The following is a 13,368-nucleotide window of genomic DNA, read 5'->3' as shown; positions in this document are numbered from 1 at the left end:
TCTCCCCGAAAGACTCCACCCCTGATGAACATCTTCCTGTGGATCGTGCAGGCCGTACTGGCCGTCATGTTTGCCATGGCCGGTGTCATGAAAACCACCCAGCCCAAGGACAAGCTCGTCGAGAAGCTGCCCTGGGCGGCAGACTTCTCAGCCGGCACCGTCCGCTTCATCGGCATCGTGTAATTCACCGGCGCCCTCGGGCTGATCCTGCCCGCGGCCACCGGTATCGCCACCGTGCTGACACCACTGGCCGCCGTCGGCCTCGGTATAACAATGCTGCTGGCCGCGACGTACCACGCCCGCAAGAAGGAATTCCCCGCGATCGGCCTTAACGCCGTCCTGCTGATCCTTGCCGTACTGGTGGCCTGGGGACGCTTCGGCCCATACAGCCTCTGAAGCCGCCATCCGCTCCGATTCCCATGCACGGGGGCCCGGTTCGTCACGGATCACCGGGCCCCATCGCCCGCCTCACTTCTTACTTTCTCCGCTCTGACCGCCCCATCGGCGTTGCACAAGTGGTCGAATCACGAGAAAAGGAGTTCCAACGATGAATACAGAGCAGACCAAGTCCGATCGATCCTCGCAGAAGGCTCGATTCATCAAACTTGGACCAGGCGAGGGTCTGGAAACTCGCGTCAACATCGCACCGATCTACTTGCTCAAAGCGGGCGCCGCCCATACCGACGGCCAGTACTCAGTCCTTAAGGTCTCGGTGAACCACGACATCCCACTCCACATCCACGAAACCGCTGACGAACTCTTCTTCCTGCTGGAAGGCACGCTACGGGTGACCTTTGACGACGAGCAGCATGAGGTCGGCCCGGGTAGTTTTATGTTCCTGCCTGCAGGGATTCCCCATGCGGTCAAGCCGGTAGGGGAGACCGTGCCGCGTCTTCTGCAGATCTCGGTTCCCGGAGGTTTCGAGCACTTCATCGAGGATATGGTTGAGCTTCAAGCCAAGGGTAAGGCGATGGACTTGGATTCGGAGGAGTTCCGAGAGTTCTCGCGTAAGCACGACTGGACCTTGCTCGAGTCGGCTGGAAGCGCTGATCCCAACACTGACGAACCGCAGGCTTCGTAGCTGCTCCGGAATCCGGGCTGATCCTTTTCCGATTTGATGGGGCGTGGATGATCCTCCTGTAATTGTTGCCTTGATGGCATTGGAAAAGAGCCGCGAGCAACGGTTGAGCGGCAATCGGCCGAGCCGGCGAGGGTCCGCAGCTTGGCGCGGGTCCGGCCGAGGCCACTGGTCAGCGGGTTCCGGCGGGACCAGGGGCTTTGTATGAAAGCGATCGGTCCGGGTTCGGTGCAGTGATCCGTGACGTGCCGTCATGTCTTGGTCTGGGGCCGGTAACAGAGCAGGCACGGCGCCGGTGATCATGTGGTTGTCGAGACCCATGAGAACCGAGCGAGACCGTGCCTGCCCCGCGTCATCTCCCATGCCCTGCGTGCTGGACCAACTGACCCGCGCCGAAGTCGGTGAGCCGAAGCCGCCGAAAACCTGGTTCCTGCGCCCGTCGCGTGCACAGGGCTTCGCGCACAGGAACGGGACCACCACAACACCGCCCTATCAACTCACTCGAAGGAGACCATCGTGACCACCGGCGGCCACCAGCCGACGCCCTTCAAACCGGCGGCCGGGAATGGGAGGGCCGCCGCCGGCCCAGCGCGCGGGGAGTGCGGGGCCGGCGGCACCGGTCGGCGGTCAGGCTCCGGGGTGCAGTCCGAGCCAGCCCGGTGAGGGGTCTCCCTTCACCTCACCGAAGTACAGGGCGAAGGTCTGCTTCCAGCGCTCGATCGCCGCGCGGTCGGCCATGAACTTGGGGAAGCCGTCGAGGTTGCCGTTGGGATACTCCCAGACGGGCTTCAGCCCGGTCGGCGGGGTGACATCGGTGCGGACCGACCAGCCGTTGGTCGCGGCCTTCTGCTGCTCGACGGAGAGCCGCCAGTTCAGGTACAGCTTGGCGGCAGTGGGGTTCTTGGCCTGCTTGAGGATCGCGGCCCGCTGTCCCCAGGACATGAACGGCGCCTCCTCGGGCAGCACCCACTTGACCGGCCCGGTGGACAGCGGCGCGCCGGAGCCGCCGATGCCGATGGCCTTCTGGCCGCTGGTGACGGCCGCGCTCGGGGTGTAGCTGCCGCGGGCGAACTGAAGGTCCTGGGTGGCCAGTCGAGCGAGCCAGTCCCAGCCGTACTTCTCCACGTAGAGGGTGTAGAGGTAGAGGACCGCGTCGTCGTCGTGCGGGTAGGAGGAGGCGATCTTCCCCTTCCAGCGGGCGTCGGCGAGGTCGAGCGGGCCGCTGGGGATGTCGGAACGGCAGCGGAGCAGCACGGCGCCCGGGTACGGCACCCGTGCCGTACCCGAGCGCCGTGCTGCTGCTGTGGGGTCAGAACATGGTGTTGTCGTTGGCGCTCTTCTCGGGCACTTCCTGGATCACGTCCCGGTGCTCGACGATCTTCCCGTCGGCGACGCGCCAGAAGTCGGCGACGGCCATGCCGCGGTCGCCGGGCTTGAGGTGCAGGTTGCTGTGGGTGACCACCAGGTCCCCTTCGGCGATCACACGCTTGATGTCCAGGCGCAGGTCGGGGAACTGCCCGCGCAGCCAGTGCACATAGCCGACGAAGGCCTGCGGTCCGTCCTGCGCCTCGGGGTTGTGCTGGGTGTAGCTCTCGCCGAGGTGTGCGGTGGCGGCCGCCTCGGGCTGATAGTCGTTGAACGCCTGCTCGTAGAAGGCGGTCACGAGTGCCTTGTTGTCCGCAGCGGACATCTCTGTCTCCTGTCCTCTCGGTGGGTGCGGTACGACTCAGTCGTTCATGGCGTCGCGGACGAGCGCCGTGTCGACGAACTGTTCGAAGCGGACGATGAGTCCGCCCCGTACGACGAAGTGGTGAGCGACCCGGACGTCGATCGGCTTGCCCGTGGCCTTGTTGGTCGCGGTGTAACGGGCGAGGACGACCACGTTCTCGCCGTCGGCGACGTAGGTGTCGTCGTGGGCGGCCCAGCCGTCCCACTCCTTGCCGAGCTGCTCCATGACGTTCGAGGTGACGCTCTCGGGCGTGCGATAGGTCCCGGCCAGCGGGAAGCCGGCCATCTCCGTCCACTCCACGTCGGGGGCGAGGGTGGCGCGCAGGGCGTCCAGATCGCCGGCGGCCGAGGCCAGGTACTGGCGGCGCACGACGTCGGCGGGCGCGGTGGAGGTGGCGAACTCGCTCATGGTCAGCCCCACTTCATCTCGCCCTTGGCGACCTTCGAGCCGATCTGGGCGGCGATCAGCATGCCGTTGTCCGGGAAGCGCTTGACCAGGGCGTCGTTCAGCGCGGCACCGTCGGCGGCCTTGCCCAGCTCCTCCTCGAAGGCGACCAGGTAGTCACGGGTGGCGCTGATGGCGGAGCCGTCGGCCGCGGTGCCGGGGAGGCGGTGGCCGGGGACGACCAGTTCCGGGTCGAGGGCGGCCATCTCGTCGAGCAGGTCGATCCAGGCGGCGCGGTCGCTGGGGGTGGGGGTGTCGGCGACCCAGACGTGCTCCTGCTGGAAGAGCAGGACACCGCCGAGCAGGGCGCGGTGCTCGGCCTGCCAGAGGTAATGGCGGTCGGGCAGACCGGCCGGGCCGCCCCTCAGCGCGAAGCGGTGGCCCTCCAGGGCGAGGTCGCCCGTCAGCGGCTCCAGGTCGACCAGGCGGGTGGGCAGGTTCGGGCCGAGCGCAGCCCAGGCCTTGAGCTTGCCCTCGTACGAGTGGGCGATGTGCTCGATGACGATCGGGGTGGCCACGAACCTCGCCTCGGGGAAGGCGTCGGCGATGACCTCGGCGCCGAAGTAGAAGTCGGGGTCGCCGTGGGAGACGAAGACGGTGGTCAGCGTCTTGCCGGAGTCGAGGATCTCGGCGACCAGACGGTGGCCGTCGGCGCGGGTGAAGGCCGCGTCCACCAGCAGGGCCTCGCTCTCGCCGGTGACGAGGGTGGCCGTCTTGTTCCTGGATCCGGCCGGGAAGTCGAGATCGAGGACTGTGAAGGAGAGAGTGCTCATGCGTGCTTCCTCGGGTGAAGGGTGATGGTCGGGGAAATCGCCTCGCGGCGAGGCGTACGACGTGAACCGGGTCGAGGCGGGCAGCCCGTGTCGAGCAGGGGTTCAGCCCTGGGTGCCCGGCTGGTCGAACGGGTGGAGGCTGAGGACGTGGGGTCGGACGAGTTGGCGCCGTGTGAATCGCCGATGTAGAGGCTGAGGCGGGCCTTGCAACGGTCGAGGGCAGCTCCGTCGCTCATGAACTGGCCGAGGCCGGGCGGGTTCATGGTGGCGTGGTCGAAGATGCCCTTGCGGCCGGCGGGCGGGGCGACGCCCGTGCGGGCGCTCAGGCGCCGATTGCGTGCTCCTGCATGTCCTTGGAGAGCAGCCGGCTCAGGTACGGCTTGACGGCGGGCTGGTACGGAGCGTTCTTGAGGAGGGACGCCGGTCTGCGGCCAGGCCGCCCAGGGGGACTTGCGGGGCAGGGTGAGCGTCGGGAGACCGCTGGCGCTGTCGCCGCTGCCGAAGTCCGCCACGTGGTCGCCGGTTCCCGCCGGGTCGGCGGAATCCCGGGTGCCCCGCACGAACCTCGGGTGCTGGGCGAGCGGCTTCTTCAGGTAGTCGAAGCGGTAAGTGCCGGTGAGCGCCTTGATCTGCGGGTGGACCGTCTTCCAGCCGACCGGTGTGCAGTACCGGCAGGCCGCCGAGCACCACGTGGTCGACAGCTCCCGCAACCGGTCCTCCTCGCTTGAGCCGGTCCGCTCGGCCGTGGAGGAGGTGACGGCGTCCGCCGAAGTGGGTGGCGCAGACAGGCCGGAGCGAGGACGCCGCCCGTGGGGGCCACGGCGCCGAAGGCGGCCAGGACGCGCTTTCCCATGGGGCGGACTCCACATCTGCGGGGTGGACACGGCGAAGTATCTGCCGACGCAGTCAATATATCTGTCTCAGCAGATATTGCAACGGCAGATTCTTCGCTCATGTTCTTCTGCCATCCTTGAGGAGTGAACGAGCAGCTGCTGAACGACGACGACGTGACACTCTTCGGTCTCTTCGTGGAGGCCCACAGCCGTATCAAGCCCCTGGTGAACCGCGATCTGGACATACCGCACACCTGGTTCGAAGTGCTGCTGCGACTGGCCCGCACCCCCGGCCACCAGCTCCGCATGACGGACCTGGCAGAGGCCGTGTCCTTCAGCTCGGGCGGCTTCACCCGGCTCGCCGACCGCATGGAAAAGGAAGGACTCATCCGCCGCGACCCCGACCCTGCCGACCGACGAGCCGCACTCGCCGTACTGACCGACAAGGGCGGTCAGGCACTCGACCACGCACTCACCGCCCACGTCTCCCACCTGCGCAACCACCTCTCCGGACCACTCTCAGCCCAGGACCGCCGCCACCTCGAGCGCATCCTGCGCACGCTCCGCGACGCGAACGCGTGAATTCCTGCCCTTGATCCGGACCGCCGTCGCATACGGGCGGCTCGGAACGGCGTCACGGAAACGCCGCGGCCGAACGCCTCGCGAACGCCTTGAACACCCTCTGTTCCGCAGGGCAGCCAGGAACGACTGGGGGTGCTTCGAGCGCCCCGGTCCCGGAAGAACGCGCGAGGCACGGCTGCCGCGGCCGACGGTCCCCGCGCCCGGCGGTGTTCGCCACCGTGCACGCCGAGGGACCGGGGCGGGGCCTACGGGCGGGTCCCGGCCTCTAGAACATGCCGTTGCCGTTGACAGAGGTCTCCGGGACCGCCTGGATGATGTCCCAGTGCTCGACGATCTTGCCGTTCCGCACCCGGAACAGGTCCAGGATCGCCGAGCCCCGGTCTCCCGGATAGTTGACGTAGTGGCTGTGGACGGCCACCAGGTCGCCCTCGGCGATGATCCGCTTCGGGGTGACCGTCAGTTGCGGTGCCGAGGCGAAGTAACCGCCGAGGCCGGCCTTCGCGGCGGGCACGCCGTTCAGCATCTGCGGGTTGTGCTGGAGGTAGCCGGGGTCCCAGTAGCGGTCGAGGGCGCTCAGGTCCCTGTGGACCATGAGCTCGTCGAAGGCCTTGGTCACCAGTGCCTTGTTGGCCTGGGTGAGTCGGTGGTCCAGGGGCTGCGAGACCTGCGGTGAACTCAGCGTGGAGAACATGTCGTTGCCGCTGGCCGTGGTGTCCGGCACGTTCTGGATCACGTCCCAGTGCTCGGCGATCTTGCCGCCCTGGAAGCGGAAGATGTCGATGACGGACGCGCCCTTGGTGCCCGGGACCAGCACCACGTTCGAGTGGAGCAGCACGAGGTCACCCTCGGAGATGGCTCGCTTGACGTTGTAGCGGGCGTCGGGGAACTGCTGGTGGATCGAGGTGGCCAGGGCCTTCAGGCCCGCCGCCCCGTCCGCCGCGGTCGGGTTGTGCTGGATGTAGTCCGGCCGCACGTAGCGGTCGACGACCGCGGTGTCACCGTGCTCGAACACCCTCTTGGTGACGGTGATGGCGATGGCCTTCTGGCGGCTGAGGCGGGCGGCGTCGCCATAGCCACCGTAACCGCCATGGCCGTACGCCGCGTGACCGGCGGCCGGGCCGTGCGGGGCCGCCACGGCGGGTACGGCGGCCGCACCCAGGACCGCGCCGGCGGCGAGGAAGGCGACGACGGCTCTGCGGGCGGGGGTGGTGGGGGCAGTAGGGGACATGGCGCGCTCCAAACGTCTCATGCGTGCGAAACCGGGGAAGATAGCTTTAAGTTTAAAACTCTGCAGCGGCAGATAAATACTGAGGAGCGGTTCATGTCAATCGCCCTTGCCGCCCCTTGGCGTTCCTTGACCCTCCTCGACGCTCATGCCTGGAGCGCACTCGAAGCCGCGGGCTAGGTGGTCATGAAATACACGCAGCTCGGACGCACGAGCCGGCCAGGGGTCTGGCGCTGGCCCCGGAGGCCGCCGCCAGTGTCCTGGGGCGCGCGGCCGAGCCGCCGCTCAGCGAGCGGGAGGTCGAGGTCGTACGGCTCCTCGCGCAGGGCACAGCAAACCGGGCGATCGCCGGTGCGCTCTCCCTGGCCGAGGCGACGGTGAAGACCCACCTCGTCTGCATCTACCGCAGGTTCAGCGCCGAGAACCGCGCGGCTGCGGTCAGCGAAGCCGTGCGGCTCGGGCTGATCGAGCTGGTCTGACACGCCGCCCGTAGGCCACCTTCCGGCGAGCCCGATGCACCGCGCGTCGCCCTGTCCCCAGCCGTTTACGGCGCCCAGAAAGACGAGCGGCGGTCCGCTCTCGGACTCGCGGCTGAACCGAGTGATCGTCACGAACACTGCTCGTCGGCCCCGAAATGCACCCGGGCGCCCAGCAGGTCACGCAGCTCACGGCTCGGGACACCCCGGTCAGGCGCGTCGCGTAGGCCGCCGGCGAGGTGCCCGTGGCGCGGGTCCTTTTTGGTCGGCCCTTCTCCGAAGGGGACGGGTCATTTTCGCAACATCCCCCTCTCCAGCGACTGATTCCGGATCGAGGTCGTGACCTGCTTGATTGACACGCTGACGGTCGGGCCTTCCCCCGTGATGGTGGACACGCATTCATTGATCACGCGGGGGCGGCACCGAGGCCGTGTTCAGCGAGCACCTGAGCCAGCATCTGCTCCTGGCCAGGCGCCAGTTGCCCCTTGTTCAGCTTGGTGCGGGTCCTGGCGAGCCAAGGGCCGATCATGACGCGTTCGCCGTCGACCTCGATCCACTCGCGGGCGCCGGGCGTGCGCTGCCACCGCTCAAGGAAGAGGGAGAGGATCTGCACGGTCTGGGCGAAGGAACGCCGCCGCGCAGCGGGCGTCGCCGAGGGAGTCTGCGGACCGTCGAGTGCGACGTGGCCGGGGGTGAGACCGATCCGGGTGAGCAGGTCGCGCTGGGCGGGCTCGAGCCTGTTCCAGGTGGCGAGCTGGCGGTGCAGCCAGCGGCCCGCTTTCACCTCGCCGATCACAGTGGCGCGGGTGAGAGCAGCGGGGTTGTGTCCGGCTTCGATGTAGCGGCGCAGGACGTGGTACTTGCGGTGCCAGTCGGCGCCGTGCGGCAGGCGCCAGTGGGCGTCGAGGGCGTCCAGCTGGGCTGCGCGGCCGGGGGTGAGGCGGCCTTTGCGGGCCCGGGAGCGTTGGTCGGCGAGGAACTGGCCACCGGGGGCCTGGGCAGGGAGGGCGAGGTGGCCGTGTTCGGCCTGGTAGGCCTCGACGGTGGCCATGTGACCCTGCCAGGCGGCTTCGTACTCGTCCCAGATCATGCCGAGCGCCTCGAGCTCGGCGATCCACGCCGGATCGAGGGCGCCGGCGCGGTGGGCGGTGCGCTGGCCGGTGATGAAGGCACCCAGGCGGTAGCCGTATGCGTCCTCGTAGTCGACCGGCACCTGCAGGTGGCCGTGTTCGGCCCGGTAGCGCACGGCGGCCGCCAGACCGGCACGGCGGGGGGCGGAGAGGATGGCGTTGTCGGCGGGCCAGGCGATCAGGTCCATCGCCTGGGCGATGGTGTCGGGGTCGAGGGTGAAGTCGAAGCGGAAGCGGCGGGCGAGGAGCGTACGGGTGCCCTGCTCGAGGCGGTGCTTGGCGATAGTACGGGGGGCGCGGGCGGCGATCGTTTGGTCGTGGTGGCGCAGGGCTGCGGTGACGAGCCAGAGGGCTTCGTAGGGGGTACCGAGGAGGTCGGTGGGGTCGGCGCCGTGGGGCACGTAGGCGGGGATGACGAGGCTGGCGGTCTTCGTGTCCTGGGTGGGGGGTTTGCGTAGCGCGCGGCCCAGGGCTTGGACGATGCGGCGGACGCTGGCGGTGCGGTCGGCGAAGACGACTGCGTCGACGGCCGGCAGGTCGATGCCCTCCCCCAGTACTTGGGAGTTGGTCAGTACGGCGCGGTCGGCGGTGGCGAAGTCGGTGAGGATGTCGTGGCGCTGGCCGGGGTTGTGGGCGCCGTTGATCGATTGGACGACCAGGTCGCTTGCCCAGGCGGGACGTCGGTCTTCGGCGAGGGTGCGCAGGGTGTGGGGGAACTGGCGGGCGAAGTCGGTGGCGTCGGCGACCTGCTGGAAGTACACGATCACGTGGTGGAGGTCGTGTTCGGTCATCGCTTTGAGGATGGCCAGGTGCAGGGCGGTGGTGCGGCGTGCGGTCGGGCCGAAGCCGGAGTGCGTGTCGGGGGCGGTCAGTTCGGTGCGCAGGTGGGTGTCGGTGATCGTGGGGACGACCAGTTGGTAGTCGGCGAGAACTTCGTCTTCGATGGCGTCTGCGTGGGTGTAGGTGTGCAGGCGGGGCCCGAAGGTTTTGGTGTCTGACATGGAGGCGACGAGGGCGGGAGCGTCCCATGCGGGGGCGGTGGCGGCGGTGCGCTTGGGCTGAGGGCGGGTGGTGGGGGCTTCTGTCAGGCGTGGCGGGTCCCATTCGTAGGGGGTGGCGGTCAGGTAGAGCCGGCGGTCGGCGCGGATGCGGGTGTGGTCGTGCAGGACGGTCCAGTTCTTGTCCCAGCTGCCTGCGGTGCGGTGTGCCTCGTCCACGATCATGAGGTCGAAGGTCGGGGCGGGGCCGCGGGTGTGCTGGGTCTGTTCGATCTTCGCAAGGGAGTCGAGCGTCACGAAGACGGTGGCCCGCTCGTGCCGGGCCAGCCAGGTGGCCAGGAACTCCGGGTTGTTGGTGCTGTGGACCGCTGCTCCGGCCAGGACGGGGTGCTTGGCGGCGGCCAGGGAGGACACCGCCATCATCGGTTCCGGGCGTCCGTCGTTGCGGGCTGCCCGGGCCCACTGCGAGATGAGGTCCAGGCTCGGCACGGCGATCAGCAGGTGCTGGGCGTGAAGGGCTTCGGCGGTCCGCAGCGCGGTGAGTGTTTTGCCGGTGCCGCAGGCCGACACCATGTGTCCGCGAGTGTGTACGCGTGCTAGATGACGTGCCGCACTGTCGACGGCCCGCTGCTGGTCCGGGCGTAGTGGGAGCCGGGCGGGGCGGGTGCGGGAGGCGGTGACTGCGGCGATCTCGGCGATGGGCTCCTCGGATGGCATGAACAAGATCCTCAGTGCGCGCTGGAGCGGTGGCCGGCGAGATCCATCGTGTCGGGTGTCCTTCGCTGAGTGGTGTTGCGGGACTAACGGACCGGACCGGTCGGGCGTGGGTCGACTCGTGCAACGCTAGGGGATGTTGTGGGGCGGGTCTGAGAGGCTAGGCGAACAGGGCTTCCACCAGGACTGCTTGGAGCCTTCCTTCTTCCAGGGCGGTCGTGATTTCGGCTGCGGAGGGGTCCCCGGTGAGGCCGGTGCACAGGACCGCGCAGGGCGGCTCGTTCTGGGTCATCTTCCACATCGCGTCGGACAGAACGGTATGGGGGACGCGGAAAGTCTGCGTCTCTTCAAGGGTGGGGCCCTCGTAGTAGATGCCCCTGAAGGTGCGGTCCTGGGTGGCGAAGACTGCCTTCCACTTCTGGTGGGCCTCGGGGATGGTCTCTCCCTGCCAGGTCGGCCAGATAAAGCGGCTTCGATCGAAGTCGGTCTCGGCCAGGTGGGTGGCGGGGCTCACCACGATCACGATCACGTCGGTGCCCAGGGTGATTTCGTTGATGAGTTCGGTGAGGCGGTTGACCTGCACCTGTGAGGTGGGAAGCGTGACATGCGTGAGACTCATGTTGAAGGCGGGCGGCCGGTCGGGTGAGGGGGGCGGTGTCGTCATGATGCCGGAGTGCTCCTGATCGAGGACGTTCGGTTTTCCTGCTTGCGGGCTGCGGTGCGTCTGGTGTTGCCAGCCGAGCACTCGGATTCCGGGGTGTCGGACGGATGCGGCAGACACCGCTGCGAGGATCCGGTACGGCTGTTTGTGCGGGGGTGGAGCCGGGAGCGTGCGCCCGGGGTCTGTTGGCGCGTGCGGCGGTTCAGGGTGTGCTGTGCCGGTGGCGTGCGGTCCAGCGCATGTCGAGGGCTTCCAGGGCGTCCAGTTGTTCTCGGGAGAGGGTTTGCGGAGCGCGTCGTTTCTCGGCGATCCACCTTCCCAGGGCGAAGGCGGGGCCGTCCTCGCAGGTGTAGCTGTGGGGAACGTCCAGGTGATGATGGCGGCAGCGGTAGGTGTAGGCGGCCCGGAGTCCTCGGGCGAAGGCCCACTGGGAGGCGCCGCGGGGTCGGCGCAGCAGGAGGGCCAGGGGGTGCTCGATGGGGAGGTCGCCCAGGAGGTGGTGCTGGTAGGGCTCGAGCTTGTCGAGTTTGTCGATCTGCTGGGCCAGCCATTGGGTGAGTGCAGGGGCGGCAGCGGTGAGTTGGTACGGGCTGGGGAAAATCAGGGTGTTGTCGCGCGCGGCGGCGCGGGCATAGGCGTAGGTGCGCTTCCCTTCGGCTTCGCCTTTGGCGTTCCACCAGGGGTAGATCTCGTTGAGTGCCCGTTGGTAGCAGTGGGGCAGGCGGCGGGTGTTGGCTTCCTTTCGGCGCTCGGCGAGCCAGCGGCCCAGGTGCATGCCTTGGTGGTGTTCGGCCCACCGGGGTGCGAGGTGTCCGTGGCGGGTGACGTAGTCGCGGGCGATGAGGAGCTTGCGCTCGATGCTGTGCGGAGGGTGCTCCCAGATCATGCCGAGGGTGTCCAGCGCGGTGATGCGTTCGGGCAGGAGCAGGCCGTTCTTGCGCATGGAGCGCTGCGCGCCGATCCACCAGCCGAGGTAGAAGAAGCCGTCGTGCAGGTAGAGGCTGGGGACGTCGAGGTGGCCGTGTTGGGTGTGGAAGTCTGTTGCGGCCTCGAAGGCGGCCTCCCATACGCGGTTGGGGGCCATGACGTCGTTCAGGTCGAGGACGGGGATGATCTCGTCGGCGCGTTCGGGGGGCGGGGCGATCTGGGGGCGGCGGGGTCGCTCGGGTACCGGAAGTGGTCGACGAGGTGGAAGGTGTGCTCGTCGTAGACGTCGAGGTCGATGAGGACCCGGTAGATCAGGTGGAAGGCGGTCTTCTTGACTGCCTCCTCGAGGGTTTCGCCGGGGGCCAGGTAGATGGGGATGACGATGGTGGAGATTTTGTTGTCGCCGGGGGTCTGGCGCAGGGCGCGTCCGATGGACTGGATGATGTCGATGGTGCTGGTCTTGGGGTGGGCGAACGGCAGGGAGTCGATGGCGGGAATGTCGACGCCTTCGGCGCAACAGCGGCAGTTGGTGAGGACGGCCCGGCGGGGTGGCTGCTGTGAGGCGGGAGTGTTCAGTGGTGTGTCGGCGAAGGCGGTGAAGTTCTTGTGGCGTTCGAAGGGGGTCTGCCGGGAGCTGAGGTGCCGACCTGCAGCGGGGTGCGGTAGGCCGCAGGCATGAGGGCTGCGGTCTCGTGGAGTGTTTCGGCAAAGACGTCCGCCGTGTCGATGCAGGGGTGGAAGGTCAGGGTGCGGCGCAGGTCGTAGCGGTGCTGCGCGACCAGCAGGGCGACTTGAGCGGCCGCAGCACGGAGGGCTTCGCCGGTCCAGGTGTTCGCGGGAAGCCGGTTCAGAAGGCCGCGCAGATCTTCGTTTCTGATGACGACGCCGGCGATGCGGTAGTCGGCCAGGAGTCCCTCGTCGATCGCTTCCCTCAGGGAGATGCGGTAGACGACGGGGCCGTAGATGCTCTCGTCGTCCATGGAGGCGATGACGGTGTGGGTGTTGATGCCTTTGGCGCTGGCTTTCTTCTCGTCGAAGACACGGGGCGTCGCGGTCATGTAGAGACGGTGGCGGGCGGGCAGCTGGTCGTCGTGGTGGACGCGGGCCCACGGTTTGTCGTAGTCGCCGGCGGTGCGGTGGGCTTCGTCGGCGACCACGACGTCCCAGCGGGGCAGGTGGAAGTCGCGGTGGGCTTCGAGGACCTTGTCCAGGGAGTCGTAGGTGGACGCGGATGGCGGACACCATGTGCTGGGTGCGGCGGGCTTGGACGGCTGGGCTGGATGCGCGGGAAATGCGGGCTGCCCCGCTGGTGATCTACCCGGAGGCGGCCGAACTCGCGCGCGCCATGGTGGACTTCGAACGCGCGGGGCAGCGGGATACGGCGGACCGGACGCGGTGGCTTGAAGGCGTGGAGCAGTTGATGTCCGGGTGGGGCGTGGACGCGGCTGAAGGGCGTCAGGCGCTGCTGGTGTGGCTGGGGCGACATCGCATGGGACCGCCCGAGCTGGGTCGTCCGGCGGGTCCGCCTCGCCTCGCGCTGGCTCTGGGGCACAACAGGTTCGCGTCCCGGACCGGTCCGGTGAGCCAACGCTCGTGCCTGACCCGGCAGTTGGGCATGGCGGCTGCCGATATGTAGGCCACATACGGGTGGAGGGCTTCGAACCGTACGGTTCGAAGCCCTCCACCCGGCAGTAGCGGGGACAGTGTGCTCGCTCAGGACATCGGAATGGGGTGTCTCAAGACATCGGCATGACCTCGGGGGCAGGGTCTGGCGATGTCGAAGAGGCGTCTGGTGATC

At 68.2% G+C, this 13,368-nt stretch carries 14 protein-coding genes and 2 pseudogenes; 6 read left to right on the top strand and 10 right to left on the bottom strand.

Annotated features, from left to right (window positions below; translation table 11 throughout):
* Nucleotides 1-24: 24 nt before the first annotated feature.
* Together LCH29_RS39675 and LCH29_RS39670 are read left to right on the top strand one after the other, a co-directional pair.
* Nucleotides 25-396 (top strand): annotated as a pseudogene (locus tag LCH29_RS39675) (DoxX family protein).
* A 151-nt stretch (nt 397-547) separates the two neighbouring features.
* Nucleotides 548-1,081, top strand: coding sequence for a cupin domain-containing protein (locus tag LCH29_RS39670; protein WP_446466537.1), 534 nt, complete (start codon nt 548-550; stop codon nt 1,079-1,081).
* Nucleotides 1,082-1,705: 624 nt separating this feature from the next.
* Here the strand turns inward: LCH29_RS39670 and LCH29_RS39665 are convergent.
* The 5 genes and pseudogenes from LCH29_RS39665 to LCH29_RS39645 form a co-directional block, all read right to left on the bottom strand.
* Nucleotides 1,706-2,314: pseudogene (locus LCH29_RS39665) on the bottom strand (ABC transporter substrate-binding protein); the annotation flags it as partial.
* A gap of 73 nt (nt 2,315-2,387) precedes the next feature.
* Nucleotides 2,388-2,768 (bottom strand): nuclear transport factor 2 family protein, encoded by a 381-nt coding sequence (locus LCH29_RS39660; protein ID WP_446466536.1) that lies wholly within the window; start codon nt 2,766-2,768, stop codon nt 2,388-2,390.
* Nucleotides 2,769-2,804: 36 nt separating this feature from the next.
* Nucleotides 2,805-3,215: a nuclear transport factor 2 family protein gene (locus LCH29_RS39655; RefSeq protein WP_446466535.1), complete on the bottom strand. Its 411-nt coding sequence runs from the start codon at nt 3,213-3,215 to the stop codon at nt 2,805-2,807.
* Between the two features lie 2 nt (nt 3,216-3,217).
* Nucleotides 3,218-4,024: an MBL fold metallo-hydrolase gene (locus LCH29_RS39650; RefSeq protein ID WP_446466534.1), complete on the bottom strand. Its 807-nt coding sequence runs from the start codon at nt 4,022-4,024 to the stop codon at nt 3,218-3,220.
* Nucleotides 4,021-4,734 (bottom strand): hypothetical protein, encoded by a 714-nt coding sequence (locus LCH29_RS39645; RefSeq protein ID WP_446466533.1) that lies wholly within the window; start codon nt 4,732-4,734, stop codon nt 4,021-4,023. The genes LCH29_RS39650 and LCH29_RS39645 overlap by 4 nt, the downstream gene beginning before the upstream one ends.
* A 267-nt stretch (nt 4,735-5,001) precedes the next feature.
* Here LCH29_RS39645 and LCH29_RS39640 point away from each other — a divergent pair, with 267 nt between their 5' ends.
* Entirely contained in the window at nt 5,002-5,439 is a 438-nt protein-coding gene (locus tag LCH29_RS39640; protein ID WP_424880620.1) for a MarR family winged helix-turn-helix transcriptional regulator, read from the top strand.
* Nucleotides 5,440-5,704: 265 nt separating this feature from the next.
* Here the strand turns inward: LCH29_RS39640 and LCH29_RS39635 are convergent, their stop codons facing one another.
* Entirely contained in the window at nt 5,705-6,667 is a 963-nt protein-coding gene (locus LCH29_RS39635; RefSeq protein ID WP_446466532.1) for a nuclear transport factor 2 family protein, read from the bottom strand.
* Between the two features lie 116 nt (nt 6,668-6,783).
* Between LCH29_RS39635 and LCH29_RS39630 the strand changes: the two genes are divergently transcribed.
* Nucleotides 6,784-7,143, top strand: a complete 360-nt coding sequence (locus tag LCH29_RS39630; protein ID WP_446466531.1) for a LuxR C-terminal-related transcriptional regulator — start codon at nt 6,784-6,786, stop codon at nt 7,141-7,143.
* Between the two features lie 403 nt (nt 7,144-7,546).
* Here LCH29_RS39630 and LCH29_RS39625 read toward each other — a convergent pair whose 3' ends face one another.
* The 3 genes from LCH29_RS39625 to LCH29_RS39615 form a co-directional block, all read right to left on the bottom strand.
* Nucleotides 7,547-9,985 carry a Helicase associated domain protein gene (locus tag LCH29_RS39625; RefSeq protein ID WP_446466530.1) on the bottom strand — a complete coding sequence of 813 codons (2,439 nt, stop codon included), beginning with the start codon at nt 9,983-9,985 and terminating at the stop codon, nt 7,547-7,549.
* A 157-nt stretch (nt 9,986-10,142) separates the two neighbouring features.
* A complete protein-coding gene (locus LCH29_RS39620) occupies nt 10,143-10,763 on the bottom strand; it encodes a hypothetical protein (RefSeq protein WP_446466529.1) in 621 nt (206 codons plus the stop codon).
* Nucleotides 10,764-10,845: 82 nt separating this feature from the next.
* Nucleotides 10,846-11,727 carry a helicase associated domain-containing protein gene (locus tag LCH29_RS39615; RefSeq protein WP_446466528.1) on the bottom strand — a complete coding sequence of 294 codons (882 nt, stop codon included), beginning with the start codon at nt 11,725-11,727 and terminating at the stop codon, nt 10,846-10,848.
* 92 nt (nt 11,728-11,819) lie between these two features.
* On the opposite strand from LCH29_RS39615, the gene LCH29_RS39610 reads away from it, so the two are divergent.
* Nucleotides 11,820-12,131, top strand: coding sequence for a hypothetical protein (locus LCH29_RS39610; RefSeq protein WP_446466527.1), 312 nt, complete (start codon nt 11,820-11,822; stop codon nt 12,129-12,131).
* A gap of 11 nt (nt 12,132-12,142) precedes the next feature.
* Here the strand turns inward: LCH29_RS39610 and LCH29_RS39605 are convergent, their stop codons facing one another.
* Nucleotides 12,143-12,745 (bottom strand): hypothetical protein, encoded by a 603-nt coding sequence (locus LCH29_RS39605; RefSeq protein WP_446466565.1) that lies wholly within the window; start codon nt 12,743-12,745, stop codon nt 12,143-12,145.
* A 56-nt stretch (nt 12,746-12,801) separates the two neighbouring features.
* Between LCH29_RS39605 and LCH29_RS39600 the strand changes: the two genes are divergently transcribed.
* Entirely contained in the window at nt 12,802-13,206 is a 405-nt protein-coding gene (locus tag LCH29_RS39600) for a hypothetical protein (protein WP_446466567.1), read from the top strand.
* Nucleotides 13,207-13,368: the final 162 nt, after the last annotated feature.

The organism is Streptomyces sp. BRA346 (genome assembly GCF_052851135.1).
Note: the sequence above shows the minus strand (reverse complement) of the source record. Positions and strands in the feature narration are given on the sequence as shown.